Here is a 15,623-nt window from a genome sequence, read left to right as displayed (position 1 = left end):
GGTAACGGAGGCCATGATGGACTGGGACAAGCTGCGCATCTTTCACGCGGTGGCCGACGCGGGCAGCCTGACCCACGCAGGCGACACGCTGCACCTATCGCAATCGGCCGTCAGCCGCCAGATCCGCGCACTCGAGGAAGGCTTGAACACGACACTCTTCCACCGCCATGCGCGCGGGTTGATCCTGACCGAACAGGGCGAATTGCTGTTCGACGCGACCAAACACATGTCAAAAAGGCTCGACGCCGCCGCCGCCCGCATCCGCGACAGCGAGGAGGAGGTGTTTGGCGAATTGCGGGTGACGACCACCATCGGCTTCGGCTCGCTCTGGCTCGCGCCGCGCCTGCCCGCGCTTTACGAAAAATACCCCGACCTCAAGATCGACCTGATGCTGGAGGAACGACTGCTCGACCTGCCCATGCGCGAGGCCGATGTTGCCATCCGCATGAAGGAACCCAGCCAAGCCGACCTGATCCGCCGCCGACTGATGACCATCAACATGCGCCTCTACGCCACGCCGCGCTATCTGGCGCTCCATGGCATGCCCCTGACCCTCGAGGATTTCGGCACACATCGCCTGATCAGCCAGAACGCAACCTCGGCGCAGGTCAGCGCGGGCGCGATCCTTGTGCGCGAACTCATGGCTCATACCATCGGCTCGCGTCTGACGGTGAACAATTACTTCGGTGTGCTGCAGGCGGTGATCCACGATCTGGGCATCGGCGTTCTGCCCGATTATCTGACGCAGGATTTTCCCGATCTCGTGCGCGTCCTGCCCAATGTGCAATCGGCGGAAGTGCCGGTATTCCTCGCCTATCCCGAGGAGTTGCGGCAATCCAAGCGGGTCGAGGTGTTCCGCGATTTCGTCAGCGAAGAGGTCATCGCCTATCGCCGCAGGCAACGCGACAGCGACGCCGAACCGGTGATCTGACCCTTGCACCAGCCCGGACCAAACCTGCCCGTGTCTGTGTGTTATGCGCCACAGACATAGCCGCATTGCGGCAGCGCGGCGGGTTTTGCCTTGAACGGCCAAGGACTGCCGCTTATTTCAGCGGCAATGGAACATCAGCGAGCAATCGCCGTTTCATTACCTCCCTGTTGGACTTCGGCCGAGATTCGTCTCGGCCTTTTTTTTGCTCACAGGCAAAGGGTCGCGCGCGTTGACTGTTTCACTTGTCGAAACAAACCCCATCGATTTTGTCGATTTCGAACCCCTTCACCAGCTATTGTCCACGTCATTCGCCTATATGGAGGGGCGGATCGATCCGCCCTCCTCGCTGACGCGCCTGTCGGTGTCCGGCCTTCGCCAGAAATCAAGGACCGAGGATCTGTTCGTGGTCCGCAATGCGGGCGGCCCGATAGCCTGCCTGTTCGGCGCGGCCCGGCCTGACGCCTACTACATCGGCAAGCTTGCCGTTGCTGCGCCGCAGCGTGGACGCGGCCATGCCCGCGCGCTGGTCGAGGCGGCGGCGACACGGGCCGGCGCGCTTGGCCTGTCCGCGCTGGAGCTGCAATCGCGCATCGAACTGGTCGAGAACCACGCAGCCTTTGGCGCGATGGGCTTTGTCCAGACGGCTGCCACCGCGCATGAAGGCTACGACCGGCCCACCTCGCTCACCTTCCGCCGCGCGCTTTGAGGGCACGCGCCCCCCTTCCCCCGGCCTTGCACGTGACGTAAACAGCCGCAAAACGGGGGACATGACCATGACCGAGCCAGCCATCACGCCCGAGCTGATCGCCGCCCACGGGCTGAAGCCCGACGAGTATGACCGCATCCTGGAGATCATCGGGCGCGCACCGAGTTTCACCGAGCTTGGCATTTTCTCGGCCATGTGGAACGAGCATTGTTCCTACAAATCCTCCAAGAAATGGCTCCGCACCCTGCCGACCACCGGCCCGCAGGTAATCTGCGGCCCGGGCGAGAATGCGGGCGTGGTCGATATCGGCGATGGTCAAGCCGTGGTCTTCAAGATGGAAAGCCACAACCACCCCTCCTACATCGAACCCTATCAAGGTGCTGCTACCGGCGTGGGCGGCATTCTGCGCGATGTCTTCACCATGGGCGCGCGCCCCATCGCGGCGATGAACGCGCTGAGCTTTGGCGAAAAGGACCATCCCAAGACGCGCCAGCTGGTCCATGGCGTGGTCGAGGGCGTGGGCGGCTACGGCAATTGCTTTGGCGTGCCCAATGTCGGCGGCGAGGTCCGGTTTCACCGCGCCTACAACGGCAACTGCCTTGTGAACGCCTTTGCCGCCGGTCTGGCCGATGCAGATGCGATCTTCTACTCCGCCGCCTCGGGCGTCGGCATGCCGGTCGTCTATCTGGGTGCCAAGACGGGGCGCGACGGTGTGGGCGGGGCCACCATGGCCTCGGCCGAGTTTGACGACACGATCGAGGAAAAGCGCCCGACCGTGCAGGTCGGCGACCCCTTCACCGAAAAGCGCCTGCTCGAGGCCTGTCTGGAGCTGATGGCATCGGGCGCCGTCATCTCGATCCAGGACATGGGGGCCGCCGGTCTGACCTGTTCGGCGGTCGAGATGGGCGACAAGGGCGGCTTGGGCATCAAGCTCACGCTTGACCATGTGCCCCAGCGCGAAACCGGCATGACCGCCTACGAGATGATGCTGAGCGAATCGCAAGAGCGCATGCTGATGGTCCTCAAGCCGTCGATGGAGGCCGAGGCCCGCGCGATCTTTGAAAAATGGGACCTCGATTTCGCCATTGTGGGCGAGACCATCCCCGAGGACCGGTTCCTGATCGTGCATGGCAATGCCGTGATGGCTGACCTGCCCTTGTCCAAACTTTCCTCATCCGCCCCCGAATACGACCGGCCTTGGGTGGAAACGCCCGCCCCCGCGCCGCTGGAGCCGGTCGCGCAGGTCGATCCGATCGACGCGCTGCGCGCGCTGATCGCCTCGCCCAACTATTGCTCGCGCGCCTGGGTCTACGAGCAATATGACCACATGGTCATGGCCGACACGGTCGTGGCCCCAGGCCTTGGCGCCGGCGTGGTGCGGGTGCATGGCACGGACAAGGCGCTGGCCTTCACCTCGGACGTCACACCGCGCTACGTCAAGGCGAACCCCTTTGAGGGTGGCAAGCAGGCGGTGGCCGAGGCCTATCGCAATCTGATCGCCGTGGGCGCGACACCGCTGGCCACAACCGACAACCTCAATTTCGGCAATCCCGAAAAGCCCGAGATCATGGGCCAGTTCGTGGGCGCGATCAAAGGCATCGGCGCAGCCTGCACGGCGCTTGGCATGCCGATCGTCTCGGGCAATGTGAGCCTCTACAACGAGACCGACGGGCAGGCCATCCTGCCCACGCCCACCATCGGGGCGGTCGGGCTCTTGTCCTCGCTCGACGATCTGATCGCGGGCACCGCGCGCGATGGCCATGTGCTCCTGCTGGTCGGAGAGACGCGCGGCCATCTGGGTCAATCCGCCCTTCTGGCCGAGGTCTTCAACCGCGAGGACGGCGACGCGCCCCCCGTCGATCTTGAGGCCGAGCGCCGCCATGGCGAATTCATCCTGGCCAACCGGCACTGGATCGGGGCCTGCACCGATCTGAGCGACGGCGGGCTGGCTCTGGCCGCCTTCGAGATCGCGGTGGCGGGCGATGTCGGCGTGACGCTGGACGCGGGCGAGACCGGGACGCTTTTCGGCGAGGATCAGGGCCGTTACCTGATCGCCACCAGCTACGACAAGGCCGAGGCGCTGATGGTGGCCGCCGGTCAGGCAGGGGTGAGCCTGACCAGCGTGGGCAAGGTCGGCGGCGACGCCATCCGCCTCGGCCCCTCGGAGGCCCCACTGGCCGAGCTGTCGGCGATTTGGCGCGGGGCCTTTGCCGGGCATTTCGGCTGAGCACCGCCCAAGGCTGCGCTTGCGGCCCGGGATTGGGCGTCATACATTTCCGACAAGAACAGTCGAGGACAGGCCATGCCCATCACCGCCCGCGAAATCGAGACCATGCTGCGCGAGAGTTTTCCCAACGGCCAGATCACGGTCGAGGGCGATGATGGCGCGCATTTCGCGGCGCAGGTCGTCGACGAGAGCTTTCGCGGCATGAACCGCGTGCAGCAGCAGCGCGCGGTCTATGCCGCGCTGAAGGGCAAGATGGACGGCAGCCAAGGTGAGCTGCATGCCTTGGCCCTGACCACCAAAGCCCCGGATTGAAAGGGAAATCCCAGATGAGCGCCGAAGACACCATCCGCAAGACCGTGACCGAGAACGCCGTGGTGCTGTTCATGAAGGGCACCAAGTCGATGCCGCAATGCGGGTTCTCGTCCCGCGTGGCGGGCGTGCTGAATTACATGGGCGTCGAGTTCGCCGATGTGAACGTGCTGGCCGACGAAGAGGTGCGCCAAGGCATCAAGGAGTATTCCGACTGGCCGACGATCCCGCAGCTTTATGTAAAGGGCGAGTTTGTGGGCGGCTGCGACATCGTCACCGAGATGACGATCTCGGGGGAACTGGACACGCTGTTCGAGCAGCATGGCATCGTCTTCGACAAGGCCGCCGCCGACAAGATCCGCGAAGCCAACGCCTGAGGTGTTTCGCCCGCTGTGCGGGCGATCCGCGGGGGGCTCTGCCCCCCCGCACCCCCCGGGATATTTTTGAAACAGAGAAGAAAAGAGACGGCGCGCCCTCTAGGACTTTTTCGTCTCACCCTTGCGCACATGCTTTGTCAGGCGCGACGGGATCGACTTCTTGCGATCCTTGAACGGGTTCTGGTCTGCCTGGCTGCGCATCCACAATCGGATCGGCGTGCCGGGCATGTCAAAATCGTCCCGCAAGCCGTTGACCAGATAGCGGGAATAGCTTTCGGGCAGCTTGTCGGGCTGCGAGCACATGACCACGAAACCGGGCGGGCGCGTTTTGGCCTGAGTCATGTAGCGCAACCGGATGCGGCGGCCCGAGGGGGCGGGCGGCGGATGCGCCTCGATCATCGCTGCGAGCCAACGGTTGAGCTGCGCGGTGGTCACGCGACGGTTCCACACGTCATGCGCCTTAAGGATCGCGGCCTGCAGCCGGTCGAGCCCCTTGCCGGTCTTGGCGGAGACAGTGATCAGCGGCGCGCCGCGCAGTTGCGGCAGATGCAGCTCGAACATCTCCTTGAGCGCCTTGAGCTTGTCCTGCTTTTCGTCCTCGAGGTCCCATTTGTTGACCGCGAGGACCACCGCGCGCCCCTCGCGCTCGGCCAGATCCGCGATGCGCAGATCCTGCGTCTCGAAGGGGATGGCGGCGTCGAGCAGCACCACGACCACCTCGGCGAACTTCACCGCGCGCAGCCCATCGGCGACAGACATCTTTTCCAGTTTTTCCTGGATCTTGGCCTTTCTGCGCATGCCGGCCGTGTCGAAGATCCGCATCGGCGTGCCGTCCCAGGTGAAGGGGACGGAGATGGCGTCGCGGGTGATGCCGGCCTCTGGGCCGGTCAACAGGCGATCCTCACCGATGATCTTGTTGATCAGCGTGGACTTGCCAGCATTTGGCCGGCCCACGATGGCGATCTGCAAAGGACGTGAAGGGGTTATGCGGCGTTCTTCGTCTTCCGCATCAACATCCACGTCGATGTCGGTCTCGGCTTCCTCAAGGCGCTCGTCGACGCCTTCGATCAGGTCCTGCAGCACCACGGCCAGTTCCGCCATGCCCTCGCCGTGTTCGGCCGACAATCCGATGGGCTCGCCAAGACCGAGGTTGTAGGCCTCGAAGTAGCCCGCCTCGCCCGCGCGCCCCTCGGCCTTGTTGGCGGCCAGGATCACCGGCTTGCCGGACCGGCGCAAGATGTCGCCGAAAAGCGTGTCATTGGGCGTGATGCCCGCCCGCGCGTCGATCAAGAACAAGACCGCATCGGCCATCTCGACCGCGCGTTCGCTCAGCCGCCGCATCCGGCCCTGCAAGCTGTCGTCGGTCGCATCCTCGAGCCCCGCGGTGTCGATCACGGTAAAGCGCAGGTCGCCCAGACGCGCAGCCCCTTCGCGCAGGTCGCGGGTGACGCCGGGCTGGTCATCGACCAGCGCAAGTTTCTTGCCCACCAGCCGGTTGAACAGCGTGGATTTGCCGACATTGGGGCGGCCGACGATGGCGAGGACGAAGCTCATGGGATCACTTCCGATCTGGCGAAGCGCGGCAGATACCCCATGCACCCCCCGCCATCAAGCCCCGAGCTTGTGCAACACGCGGTCAAGGGCTTGCAGGAAGGTGCTGCGGTCGGCCTTGGTGAAGGGGCGCGGGCCGCCGATGCCCTGCCCCTCGATGCCCGCGCGCAGGTCCACCATCAGGTCGCGCGTGGCCAGCCGCACGCCGATGTTCTGCGCGTTCAGCACCTCGCCCTTGGGGGTCAGCACGGCGGCCCCCGCCTTGAGCGCGCGGTCGGCCAGCGGCAGATCCGTGGTGATGACGAGGGTGCCGGGGCCTGACTCTGCGACGATCAGGTCGTCGGCGGCGTCGAAGGCGTCGCCCGCCATGGTCATGGTGATCAGCGGGTGATCGGGGTGGCGCAGGTATTGCCCCGCGAAAAGACGCACGGGGCACTTGTGGCGAAAGGCGACGGTGTAGATCTCGTCCTTCACCGGGCAGGCATCGGCATCGACGAGAATCATGGGAAGAACCCGTCATCGAAGGGCACCACGATCTGCGCGCCGCCCGCCTCGGTCAGGGTGATCTGGCCTTTGGCAATGGTGATGTCGCGCACCTCGGCCCAGCCGGGCGGGCGCGGCAGCGCGATCATCGCGTGGCGGATCATCTGGCTGCCGCCCAGGGGCAGCGCCGTCGGCACGCCCATCGCGGTCAGGCGGTTGTCGGCCAGCGCTGCGGCAAGACCCGTGCCGCCCGCCGCGCAGCCATCCTCGATCCCCAGAACGCCGGTGTGCCGCCCGTTCCATGGGCTGAAATCACGCCCGCCGTTCGACACCCACAGCATCGTGACCGGCATCATCCGCGCATCCTTGAGGACCACCAGCATGTCATCCTCGGCGTTGCGCATCACGACGGTCCAGCCGATGCGCGCGCCGCGAGCCTCGACCAGCAGGCAGAAATCCTCGACCGCGTGACCCGCGGGATAGGTGCCCAGGTCCCAGTCGCTGCCATCTTCGCAGCGCAGGATCGGGTCCGGCTGGATCTGGTTCAGCGCCCAGAGGTTGCGGCCCTCATATTGCGCCACCGGATCGGTCAGGGCGGCGCGCTTGGGGGAAAAGGACATCCGCCCACCCTCGGCCATGCGGGTCATCGGGTGGTGGGCGAAGCTGACCGCGCGGGTGCCCCCTTCGACCCGGTGGGTCTGGTAGAGGACCGGGCCGGTGATGCGGATCAGCTTGTCGACGGTGGCGCCGCGCACGGGCACCGACAGGCGTAGATGCGCCTCGGCGATGTCTTGCCGGATGACCTGCCACGGGCTGTTGGCCGGATGCCCGTGGGGAGGGTCGCCCGCCACGTCATCACGGCCAAAAGGCATGCACAAGAAATCTCCCGCCAGCCGCTTGTTGACCAGCGGGATGGCAGGGTCGTCTTGCACCTCAGCCTCGTCGCGCCACGGCGCCACATGCAACGGATGCCGCGCGCCGACCTGCCAGTGGGGGATATTGCCCACGGACGGGTCAAGGCTCAGGGCCGTGTCGCCGTGGCGCAGCAAGATCACCGAGCGCCCCGCGCCAGCGCGCTCAGGTTCTCGGCCAGCACGTTGCTGTCCGATCCCAGCCCGAGGAAGGTGATGCCCGCCGCCTCCATCCGGGGCGCCATCGCGGGCGACACGATGATGCCTGCGGCCTTGCCTGCGTCGGTGATGACCTTGATGCCTCGGGTGATCTCCTCCCACAGCTCAGGCGCGGCGAGGTTGTCGCGGAACCCCATGTCAGCGCCCAGATCAGCGGGGCCGATGAAGACGCAATCGACCCCCTCGACCGACGCGATGCCCGCCAGATCGGCCATGGCGGCGCGGCTTTCGGCCTGCACGATGACGCAGACCTCGTCATTGGCGCTGGCGGAATAGTCGGCGATGCCGCCATAGCCGCCTGCCCGCATCGTGGCCCCGCCATTGCCACGAATGCCCTGTGGCGGGTAGCGGCAGGCGGCGACGGCCGCCTTGGCCTCGGCGGTGGAATTGATCATCGGTACCATGATTGTCTGCGCGCCCAGATCGAGGGCCTGTTTCAGCACCCAAGCCTCGCCTACCGGCACGCGGACGACGGCGGCTGTCGGCGTGCCCGCGAGCACCATCAACTGTCGGCGAATGCCGGTCGGGTCCCATGGCCCGTGTTCACCGTCGATCAGGCACCAGTCGAACCCCGCGCGTCCGGCGATGTCCGTCACCGTCTCTGACCCAAGCGCGAGCCAGAGTCCGCGCAGCAGCCGCCCTTCTGCCATGGCCTGTTTAAGTGTGTTCTTCGGTGCCGGCATGATTTTGTCCCTTTCCTGCCCCTGTTGTCTCAAAGCGCCCCGCCCACGGCCTCACGGTACCAACGGCGGATCAGCGCGCGGTCTTCCTCGGTCAGAAAGGCGAAATTGCCGGGCGGCATCGCGTGGCTGGCGCCCGCCTGCAGGTAGATCGCCTGCGCGTGATGGGCGATGCGGGTATCGCTGTCGAGCATCACGCCGCCGGGAGCGGCTGCCAGCCCCGGCATGAAAACCTCGGCCGCGTGGCACGACGCGCAGTTGCCGTAGACCAGATCGGCGACCTGCGGAAACTCGGCATGCGCCGCGAAACGCTGCAGCCCCGGCGACAGCGCCGCCTCTTCCATCGGATCATCGCGCATCAGCGGCAGGACGGACAGCCAGACGATGACCGCAAAGATCGCCGCCGTCGCGCCCCAGGTCCACCAGGGCATCCCCTTGCGCATGTGCATCGTGTTGAAGAAATGCCGGATCGTGACGCCCATCAGGAACACCAGCGCCCCGATGAGCCAGTTCCACTCCGACGCGAAGGCAAGCGGGTAGTGGTTGCTCAGCATCAAGAAGATCACCGGCAGCGTCAGGTAATTGTTGTGGGTCGAGCGCAGCTTGGCGATCTTGCCGTATTTGGGATCTGGGGTGCGCCCGGCCTTGAGGTCGGCCACCACGATCTTCTGGTTGGGGATGATGATCATCGCCACATTGGCCGTCATGATCGTGGCGGTCAGCGCACCCAGATGCAAAAGCGCCGCGCGGCCCGAAAAGACCTGCGCATAGCCCCAGGACAGCGCCACCAGCACCCCGAACAGCAGCACCATCAGCGCTGTGGGGCTTTCCCCCAGCTTCGACTTGCACAAGAGGTCATAGACGACCCAGCCCACCACCAAAGACAGGGCCGAGATCACGATGGCCTGCCACGGTGACAGATCCATCACCCGCCAGTCGATCAGGTACATCTCCGCGCCGACCCAGTAGAGCAGCGCCAGAAGTGCGACCCCCGACAGCCATGTCGCGTAGCTTTCCCATTTGAACCACGTCAGGTGCTCGGGCATCGCCTCGGGCGCGACCATGTATTTCTGGATATGGTAGAACCCGCCGCCATGGACCTGCCATTCCTCGCCATCGGCGGGGCCGGGGATGTTGCGGTTCAACCCCAGATCCAGCGCAATGAAATAGAAGCTCGACCCGATCCAGGCGATGGCGGTGATGACATGCAGCCAGCGCGCGGCAAACTCCGCCCAATGCAAAAGGATCGTCGCGTCCATCTTTCCTCCGGTCGTGCCGTCACCGCGCCTGCCCGAGGCCCTGAGCCGCGCGCTTGGAGCATCCGACGAACCGCCACCGGGCGCAAGAGAGCCCGGAGCGGCGGGCTTTCGAAGCGTTGACAGGAAGATGGTCTGCCAGATGCGGCAGGCCGGGACTTTGTCCCGCTCAGGATGGCGGCTGCGGGACAGATCGCCGTTGACGCCGCGGAATGCGGATATCTCTTTTCTTCCTCAAAACCTCCGGCTACCGTTCCACGCCATAAGACAGAAATTGTCCAACTCGGGAGACTACCAATGAAGAAAATCCTTCTGGCCTCTGCGGCCACGATGGCGCTGGCCGGTGCGGCATCCGCACAGGACACCATTACACTTGGCGTGCTGCTCGGCTTTACTGGCCCGGCAGAATCGTTGGCCCCCGGCATGGCTGATGGCGCCGAGCTGGCAATGGCGGAAGTGACCGAAAGCGGCGCGCTTTTGGGCGGGGCGACGGTGGTCTCCGTTCGCGGCGACTCGGCCTGTGATGCAACCCTTTCTGTAGCCGCTGCCGAACGCCTCATCACCTCTGCTGGCGTGAACGGCATTATTGGTGCCTTGTGTTCGGGGGCGACCATTCCAGCTCTGACAAACGTTGCAATGCCCAACGGCATGGTCATGGTGTCTCCGTCGGCCACCAGCCCGGCCTTGTCTACGCTCGAGGACAATGGCCTCTTTTTCCGCACCGCACCGTCTGACGCACGGCAGGGTGTCGTGATGGCCCAGAACATTCTGGATCGCGGCTTTGACACCGTGGCCGTCACTTACACCAACAACGACTATGGGCGGGGCCTGGCCGACAGTTTCGCCGCCGCATTCGCGGAGCTTGGTGGGACGGTCACCTTGGTCGCGTCCCATGAAGATGGCCGTGCCGATTATTCTGCCGAAGTTGGCGCGCTCGCTGCCGCCGGTGGGGATGTTCTCGTCGTTGCGGGATATATCGATCAAGGTGGTCCGGGGATCATTCGCGCAGCGCTCGACACCGGCGCCTTCGACACGTTCGTGCTGCCCGATGGCATGGTCGGCAATGCGATCACAGAACGCTTCGGAACGGAGATCAACGGCTCTTTCGGACAGTTCCCCGGAACCGACAGCGAAGGCGCAGCGATGTATTTCGATCTTGCCACCGCAGCCGGCTTTGACGGAACCGCCGCTTTCTCGGCCGAAGCCTACGACGCTGCAGCCTTGATCATGCTGGCAATGCAGGCCGCCGGATCGACGGTGCCGGCCGAATATGCGGCGCATATCATGGATGTCGCCAATGCCCCGGGCGAGCCGATCCTGCCGGGAGAGCTGGGACGCGCACTTGAACTGCTCGCGGCAGGTCAGGACATCGACTACATCGGCGCAACGGCTGTTGAACTTATCGGTGGCGGCGAATCCGCGGGTGCGTACCGCGAGATCGAGGTCGTCGACGGCGTTATCCAGACAGTCAATTTCCGCTGATCGCGGCCTTCCATCGTTGACAGGCAGACAGCCCGGTCGTGAGCCGGGCTGTTTCGCACTATTAAGGGGCGCGGCGCATGATCGTTGTCGAAGACCTGCACAAGCATTTCGGCGGTTTCCACGCCGTTGACGGCGCGAGCCTGACCATCGAGACGGGCTCGATCACCGCCCTGATCGGTCCCAATGGCGCGGGCAAGACCACGCTGTTCAACGTCATCGCGGGCGTGTTGCCCCCCACCTCGGGGCGCGTCGTCATGGACGGCGAGGACATCACCGGCCTGCCGCCGCATGTGCTGTTTTCCAAGGGCCTTCTGCGCACCTTCCAGATCGCGCATGAGTTTCACTCCATGACCTGCCGCGAGAACCTGATGATGGTCCCGCCGGGGCAAACCGGCGAGACGCTTTGGAACACATGGTTCGGGCGCAAGCGCATCGCAGACGAGGAACGCGCACTGCGCGCCAAGGCCGACGAGGTGCTCGAGTTTCTGACCGTCGAACATCTGGCCGACCACCCCGCGGGCCAGATCTCGGGCGGGCAGAAGAAACTGCTGGAACTGGGGCGCACCATGATGGTCGACGCCAAAATCGTGTTCCTCGACGAGGTCGGCGCGGGCGTGAACCGCACGCTTCTCAACACCATCGGCGACGCGATCATCCGGCTGAACCGCGAACGCGGCTACACGTTTTGCGTCATCGAACATGACATGGATTTCATCGGCCGCCTCTGCGACCCCGTGATCGTCATGGCCGAGGGGCATGTGCTGGCCAAGGGCACGATCGACGAGATCAAGGCGAACGAGGCCGTGATCGAGGCCTATCTGGGCACCGGCCTCAAGAACAAGGACAAGCTGGAGGGCGCAGGCGCATGAGTGGCAGCGACACAGCCAACCCCTACCAAAACGACCGCGGCAACAAGGACCTGTCGATCGGCAAGCCCGGTGGCGGCACCCTGACCGCTTCGCCCGGGACGAAACACGCGATGAACACCAGTCAGGCCTTCTTGATCGGCGACACGATGACGGGCGGCTACGGCAACGGCCCCGACATTCTGCACGCCTGCACCATCGCCGTGAACCCCGGCGAGATCGCGGTGATCGTGGGGCCCAATGGTGCCGGCAAATCCACCGCGATGAAGGCCGTTTTCGGCATGCTCAACGTCCGCCAAGGCTCCGTCCGGCTCGATGGCGAGGATATCACCGATCTCAGCCCGCAGGCCCGCGTCGCCAAGGGCATGGGGTTTGTCCCCCAGACCAACAACATCTTCGCCTCCATGACGGTCGAGGAAAACCTCGAGATGGGCGCCTTCATCCGCCGCGACGACATCCGCGCCACGATGGAACAGGTCTATCACCTTTTCCCCATCCTCAAGGACAAGCGCCGCCAGCCCGCAGGCGAACTCAGCGGCGGCCAGCGCCAGCAGGTGGCCGTGGGCCGCGCGCTGATGACCCAGCCCAAGGTGCTGATGCTGGACGAACCCACCGCCGGCGTCTCCCCCATCGTGATGGATGAACTTTTCGACCGTATCATCGAGGTCAGCCGCACCGGCATCCCGATCTTGATGGTCGAACAAAACGCCCGGCAGGCACTGGAGATCGCCGACAAGGGCTATGTGCTGGTGCAGGGCCGCAACGCCCATACCGGCACCGGCAAGGAATTGCTGGCTGACGAACAGGTCCGCCGCAGTTTCCTCGGCGGATGAGGGGCCTGCGCATGCTGCCCGCCCTGCTCTGCCTTGCCGCGACCCCAGCGCTGTCCGAGCCCTGGGGCTGCGCATTTACCGTCGAATGTGACCTGACCGAAGGCTGCGACAGCGTGGGCTTCGACGCGCAGGTCATCGCAGCCGATCATGCGGGCGACCTGTTCCTGTCGACCGCGATGGGCGACAGCCCGGTGATCCGCCTGACCAGGGAGGGTGCCCTGCCCGCCACCTATGCAGGTGCGGGGCGCGACGGCATCGCGGAACTGCTGACGATCGAGGGGGACCGGACCGCGATCCTCAGCCTGCACATCTTCGACGGAACCGCCGCCGTCCTGACCTATTTCGGAACCTGCGAGGGGCTGACCTGAATGGATATTCTCAATGCCTTCGTAACGCTGCTGAATTTCGTCATCATCCCCGCCACCGCTTATGGCGCGCAACTCGCGCTCGGCGCGCTGGGCGTCACGCTGATCTATGGCATCCTGCGCTTTTCGAACTTCGCCCATGGCGACACGATGGCCTTCGGCACCATGATCGTCATCTTGTGCACATGGGGCCTTCAGGGCGCGGGCGTCACCTTCGGGCCATTGCCCACTGCGCTTCTGGCCCTGCCGGTCGGCATCGCGCTGACGGGTCTTTTGGTGATCGGCACCGACCGCGTGGTCTACCGCTTCTACCGCAGACAAAAGGCCAAGCCGGTGATCTATGTGATCGCGTCGCTGGGCGTGATGTTCATCATGAACGGCATCGTGCGCTTCATCATCGGCGTCGATGACCAGCGCTTTGCCGATGGCGAGCGGTTCATCATCTCGGCGCGCACCTTCCGCGACCTCACGGGGCTGGAGGAAGGTCTGGCCTTCCGCACCAGTCAGGGCATCACCATCGTAGTGGCCCTGATCGCCATGGGCCTGTTGTTCTGGTTCCTCAACCGCACCCGCACAGGCAAGTCGATGCGCGCCTTTTCCGACAATGAGGATCTGGCGCTTCTGTCCGGCATCAACCCCGAGCGCGTCGTGATGATCACCTGGCTGATCGTGGCGGCGCTCGCGACCACGGCCGGCACGCTCTACGGCCTCGACAAGTCGTTCAAGGCCTTCACCTATTTCCAGCTTTTGCTACCGATCTTTGCGGCGGCCATCGTCGGCGGCTTGGGCAACCCGGTCGGCGCGATCCTTGGCGGCTTTCTCATCGCCTTTTCCGAGGTCGGCGTGACCTATGCCTTCCGCAAGGTCGTCGAATACCTCGGGCCTGAAGGCTGGTCGCCCGATGGCCTGATGCAGCTTTTGTCGACCGACTACAAATTCGCCGTCAGCTTCGGCATCTTGCTGATCGTGCTCCTGTTCCGGCCCACCGGCATCATGAAGGGGAAATCGGTATGACCCGCAGCCTCGACACCCGCGCGCTCCTGATGTTCGCCCTCGTAGGGATGCTCTTTGTCGGCACGGGCTTCGTGCAGTCTTGGAACATCGCGCTCGGCATCTTCAACATGGGGCTGATCAGCGCGATCATGGCCTTGGGCGTAAACATGCAATGGGGCTACGCTGGCCTGTTCAACGTCGGCGTGATGGGCTTTGCCGCGCTCGGCGGGCTGGCCGCCGTGCTGGTCTCCATGCCGCCGCAACAAGACGCTTGGGCGGCGGGCGGCGTGCAGGTCCTGTTGGGGCTGGTGCTCGGCGCCGCGACGATCGTTCTGGCCATCCTTGCATGGTCGAAACTCCCTGCGGGGCGCATGCGCGCGCTCACCATGATCGTGATCCTCGTGGGGGGATTCTTCCTTTTCCGCTCCGTCTTCGACACCGGCGTTGCGGCGGTGGAGGCGGTGAACCCGTCCGCGGCGGGCTATTTGGGCGGGCTTGGCCTGCCCGTCATCCTGGCCTGGCCCGTGGGCGGCTTGTTGGCGGCCGGGGCGGCCTGGATCATCGGCAAGACGGCCCTTGGCCTGCGCTCGGATTACCTTGCCATCGCCACGCTGGGCATCGCCGAGATCATCATCGCTGTCCTCAAGAACGAGGATTGGCTGGCGCGCGGCGTCAAGAACGTCACCGGCATTCCCCGTCCCGTCCCCTACGAGGTAGACCTGCAGCAGACCGAGTGGTTCCTCGATCTCGCCGCCCGGATGGGCGCAAGCCCGGTCATCTTCTCATCGATCTTCGTCAAGCTTTGCTACGCGGCGCTTTTCATCGTGGTGCTGCTGGCGCTGATCTGGCTGAGCGAAAAGGCATGGAATTCGCCTTGGGGCCGGATGATGCGCGCGATCCGCGACAACGAGGTTTCGGCCTCGGCAATGGGCAAGAACGTCAAGGCGCGTCACCTGCAGGTCTTCATCCTCGGCTCGGCCATCATCGGCATGGCAGGCGCAATGATGACCACCCTCGACAGCCAGCTGGTGCCCGGCACCTACCAGCCTTTGCGCTTCACCTTCCTGATCTGGGTGATGGTGATCGTGGGCGGATCGGGCAACAATTGGGGCGCTGTTCTGGGCGGATTCCTGATCTGGTGGCTCTGGATCCAGGTGGAACCCATCGGCGCCTTCGTCATGCAGGGCATCACGGCGGGCATGGACCCGGACGCCTGGCTGCGCGGTCACCTGATGGACGCGGTCGCACATATGCGACTGTTGACCATGGGTGTGATCTTGCTCGTGGTCCTGCGCTTCAGCCCACGCGGGTTGATCCCGGAACGCTGAAACAGTCGGGGCGTTAACCCCACATCAAGGTTAACGCCCCTCTTCTCTGTTTCAAAAATATCCCGGGGGGAGGCGCCGCAGGCGCCGGGGGGCAGAGCCCCCTGAC

16 protein-coding genes are annotated in these 15,623 nt (G+C 64.8%); 11 read left to right on the top strand and 5 right to left on the bottom strand.

Annotation, left to right across the window (positions count from 1 at the left end):
- The first annotated feature begins 16 nt into the window (after nt 1-16).
- From C7455_RS02635 to grxD, 5 genes are all read left to right on the top strand, one after another.
- Nucleotides 17-931, top strand: a complete 915-nt coding sequence (locus C7455_RS02635) for a LysR family transcriptional regulator (protein ID WP_109666115.1) — start codon at nt 17-19, stop codon at nt 929-931.
- A gap of 229 nt (nt 932-1,160) precedes the next feature.
- Nucleotides 1,161-1,637 carry a GNAT family N-acetyltransferase gene (locus C7455_RS02630; protein ID WP_342767613.1) on the top strand — a complete coding sequence of 159 codons (477 nt, stop codon included), beginning with the start codon at nt 1,161-1,163 and terminating at the stop codon, nt 1,635-1,637.
- A gap of 67 nt (nt 1,638-1,704) precedes the next feature.
- On the top strand, nt 1,705-3,864 hold the full coding sequence (purL, locus tag C7455_RS02625; protein WP_109666112.1) for a phosphoribosylformylglycinamidine synthase subunit PurL: 2,160 nt from the start codon (nt 1,705-1,707) through the stop codon (nt 3,862-3,864).
- A gap of 75 nt (nt 3,865-3,939) precedes the next feature.
- Nucleotides 3,940-4,176: a BolA/IbaG family iron-sulfur metabolism protein gene (locus tag C7455_RS02620; protein WP_109665097.1), complete on the top strand. Its 237-nt coding sequence runs from the start codon at nt 3,940-3,942 to the stop codon at nt 4,174-4,176.
- A 14-nt stretch (nt 4,177-4,190) separates the two neighbouring features.
- Entirely contained in the window at nt 4,191-4,550 is a 360-nt protein-coding gene (gene grxD, locus C7455_RS02615) for a Grx4 family monothiol glutaredoxin (protein WP_109665093.1), read from the top strand.
- Between the two features lie 99 nt (nt 4,551-4,649).
- Here the strand turns inward: grxD and der are convergent, their stop codons facing one another.
- From der to C7455_RS02590, 5 genes are read right to left on the bottom strand one after another with little or no spacing between them, the layout of a single operon-like run.
- Nucleotides 4,650-6,104 carry a ribosome biogenesis GTPase Der gene (der, locus tag C7455_RS02610; protein WP_109665090.1) on the bottom strand — a complete coding sequence of 485 codons (1,455 nt, stop codon included), beginning with the start codon at nt 6,102-6,104 and terminating at the stop codon, nt 4,650-4,652.
- Between the two features lie 54 nt (nt 6,105-6,158).
- Nucleotides 6,159-6,605 carry a YaiI/YqxD family protein gene (locus tag C7455_RS02605; protein WP_109665087.1) on the bottom strand — a complete coding sequence of 149 codons (447 nt, stop codon included), beginning with the start codon at nt 6,603-6,605 and terminating at the stop codon, nt 6,159-6,161.
- Nucleotides 6,602-7,639, bottom strand: coding sequence for a hypothetical protein (locus C7455_RS02600; protein WP_109665085.1), 1,038 nt, complete (start codon nt 7,637-7,639; stop codon nt 6,602-6,604). The genes C7455_RS02605 and C7455_RS02600 overlap by 4 nt, the downstream gene beginning before the upstream one ends.
- Nucleotides 7,636-8,397, bottom strand: coding sequence for an HpcH/HpaI aldolase family protein (locus C7455_RS02595; protein ID WP_109665082.1), 762 nt, complete (start codon nt 8,395-8,397; stop codon nt 7,636-7,638). Before C7455_RS02595 ends, C7455_RS02600 begins: the two co-directional genes overlap by 4 nt.
- 29 nt (nt 8,398-8,426) lie before the next feature.
- The gene (locus tag C7455_RS02590) at nt 8,427-9,653 is read right to left on the bottom strand and encodes a urate hydroxylase PuuD (protein ID WP_109665079.1); all 1,227 of its coding nucleotides are present in this window, start codon (nt 9,651-9,653) and stop codon (nt 8,427-8,429) included.
- Nucleotides 9,654-9,947: 294 nt separating this feature from the next.
- Here C7455_RS02590 and C7455_RS02585 point away from each other — a divergent pair, with 294 nt between their 5' ends.
- From C7455_RS02585 to C7455_RS02560, 6 genes are all read left to right on the top strand, one after another.
- Nucleotides 9,948-11,132 carry an ABC transporter substrate-binding protein gene (locus C7455_RS02585; RefSeq protein ID WP_109665076.1) on the top strand — a complete coding sequence of 395 codons (1,185 nt, stop codon included), beginning with the start codon at nt 9,948-9,950 and terminating at the stop codon, nt 11,130-11,132.
- Between the two features lie 77 nt (nt 11,133-11,209).
- Complete coding sequence (locus C7455_RS02580) at nt 11,210-12,001, top strand: ABC transporter ATP-binding protein (RefSeq protein WP_109665073.1); 792 nt, start codon at nt 11,210-11,212, stop codon at nt 11,999-12,001.
- Nucleotides 11,998-12,831 carry an ABC transporter ATP-binding protein gene (locus C7455_RS02575; protein ID WP_109665071.1) on the top strand — a complete coding sequence of 278 codons (834 nt, stop codon included), beginning with the start codon at nt 11,998-12,000 and terminating at the stop codon, nt 12,829-12,831. Before C7455_RS02580 ends, C7455_RS02575 begins: the two co-directional genes overlap by 4 nt.
- Nucleotides 12,832-12,842: 11 nt before the next feature.
- Nucleotides 12,843-13,199, top strand: a complete 357-nt coding sequence (locus tag C7455_RS02570; protein WP_109665068.1) for a hypothetical protein — start codon at nt 12,843-12,845, stop codon at nt 13,197-13,199.
- Nucleotides 13,200-14,210 (top strand): branched-chain amino acid ABC transporter permease, encoded by a 1,011-nt coding sequence (locus tag C7455_RS02565; RefSeq protein WP_109665065.1) that lies wholly within the window; start codon nt 13,200-13,202, stop codon nt 14,208-14,210.
- Nucleotides 14,207-15,517 (top strand): ABC transporter permease subunit, encoded by a 1,311-nt coding sequence (locus C7455_RS02560; protein ID WP_109665062.1) that lies wholly within the window; start codon nt 14,207-14,209, stop codon nt 15,515-15,517. The genes C7455_RS02565 and C7455_RS02560 overlap by 4 nt, the downstream gene beginning before the upstream one ends.
- Nucleotides 15,518-15,623: the final 106 nt, after the last annotated feature.

Source organism: Roseicyclus mahoneyensis (assembly GCF_003148775.1).
In the GTDB taxonomy this organism is placed as follows: Bacteria; Pseudomonadota; Alphaproteobacteria; order Rhodobacterales; family Rhodobacteraceae; genus Roseicyclus; species Roseicyclus mahoneyensis.
Note: the sequence above shows the minus strand (reverse complement) of the source record. Positions and strands in the feature narration are given on the sequence as shown.

What these genes read in the sequence shown, in the direction of transcription:
- C7455_RS02590 (WP_109665079.1), bottom strand. Translation starts at nt 9,653, where the DNA reads ATGGACGCGACGATCCTTTTGCATTGGGCGGAGTTTGCCGCGCGCTGG.
- grxD (WP_109665093.1), top strand. Translation starts at nt 4,191, where the DNA reads ATGAGCGCCGAAGACACCATCCGCAAGACCGTGACCGAGAACGCCGTG.
- C7455_RS02575 (WP_109665071.1), top strand. Translation starts at nt 11,998, where the DNA reads ATGAGTGGCAGCGACACAGCCAACCCCTACCAAAACGACCGCGGCAAC.
- C7455_RS02570 (WP_109665068.1), top strand. Translation starts at nt 12,843, where the DNA reads ATGCTGCCCGCCCTGCTCTGCCTTGCCGCGACCCCAGCGCTGTCCGAG.
- C7455_RS02585 (WP_109665076.1), top strand. Translation starts at nt 9,948, where the DNA reads ATGAAGAAAATCCTTCTGGCCTCTGCGGCCACGATGGCGCTGGCCGGT.
- C7455_RS02560 (WP_109665062.1), top strand. Translation starts at nt 14,207, where the DNA reads ATGACCCGCAGCCTCGACACCCGCGCGCTCCTGATGTTCGCCCTCGTA.
- purL (WP_109666112.1), top strand. Translation starts at nt 1,705, where the DNA reads ATGACCGAGCCAGCCATCACGCCCGAGCTGATCGCCGCCCACGGGCTG.
- C7455_RS02605 (WP_109665087.1), bottom strand. Translation starts at nt 6,605, where the DNA reads ATGATTCTCGTCGATGCCGATGCCTGCCCGGTGAAGGACGAGATCTAC.
- C7455_RS02635 (WP_109666115.1), top strand. Translation starts at nt 17, where the DNA reads ATGGACTGGGACAAGCTGCGCATCTTTCACGCGGTGGCCGACGCGGGC.
- C7455_RS02565 (WP_109665065.1), top strand. Translation starts at nt 13,200, where the DNA reads ATGGATATTCTCAATGCCTTCGTAACGCTGCTGAATTTCGTCATCATC.
- C7455_RS02580 (WP_109665073.1), top strand. Translation starts at nt 11,210, where the DNA reads ATGATCGTTGTCGAAGACCTGCACAAGCATTTCGGCGGTTTCCACGCC.
- der (WP_109665090.1), bottom strand. Translation starts at nt 6,104, where the DNA reads ATGAGCTTCGTCCTCGCCATCGTCGGCCGCCCCAATGTCGGCAAATCC.
- C7455_RS02620 (WP_109665097.1), top strand. Translation starts at nt 3,940, where the DNA reads ATGCCCATCACCGCCCGCGAAATCGAGACCATGCTGCGCGAGAGTTTT.
- C7455_RS02595 (WP_109665082.1), bottom strand. Translation starts at nt 8,397, where the DNA reads ATGCCGGCACCGAAGAACACACTTAAACAGGCCATGGCAGAAGGGCGG.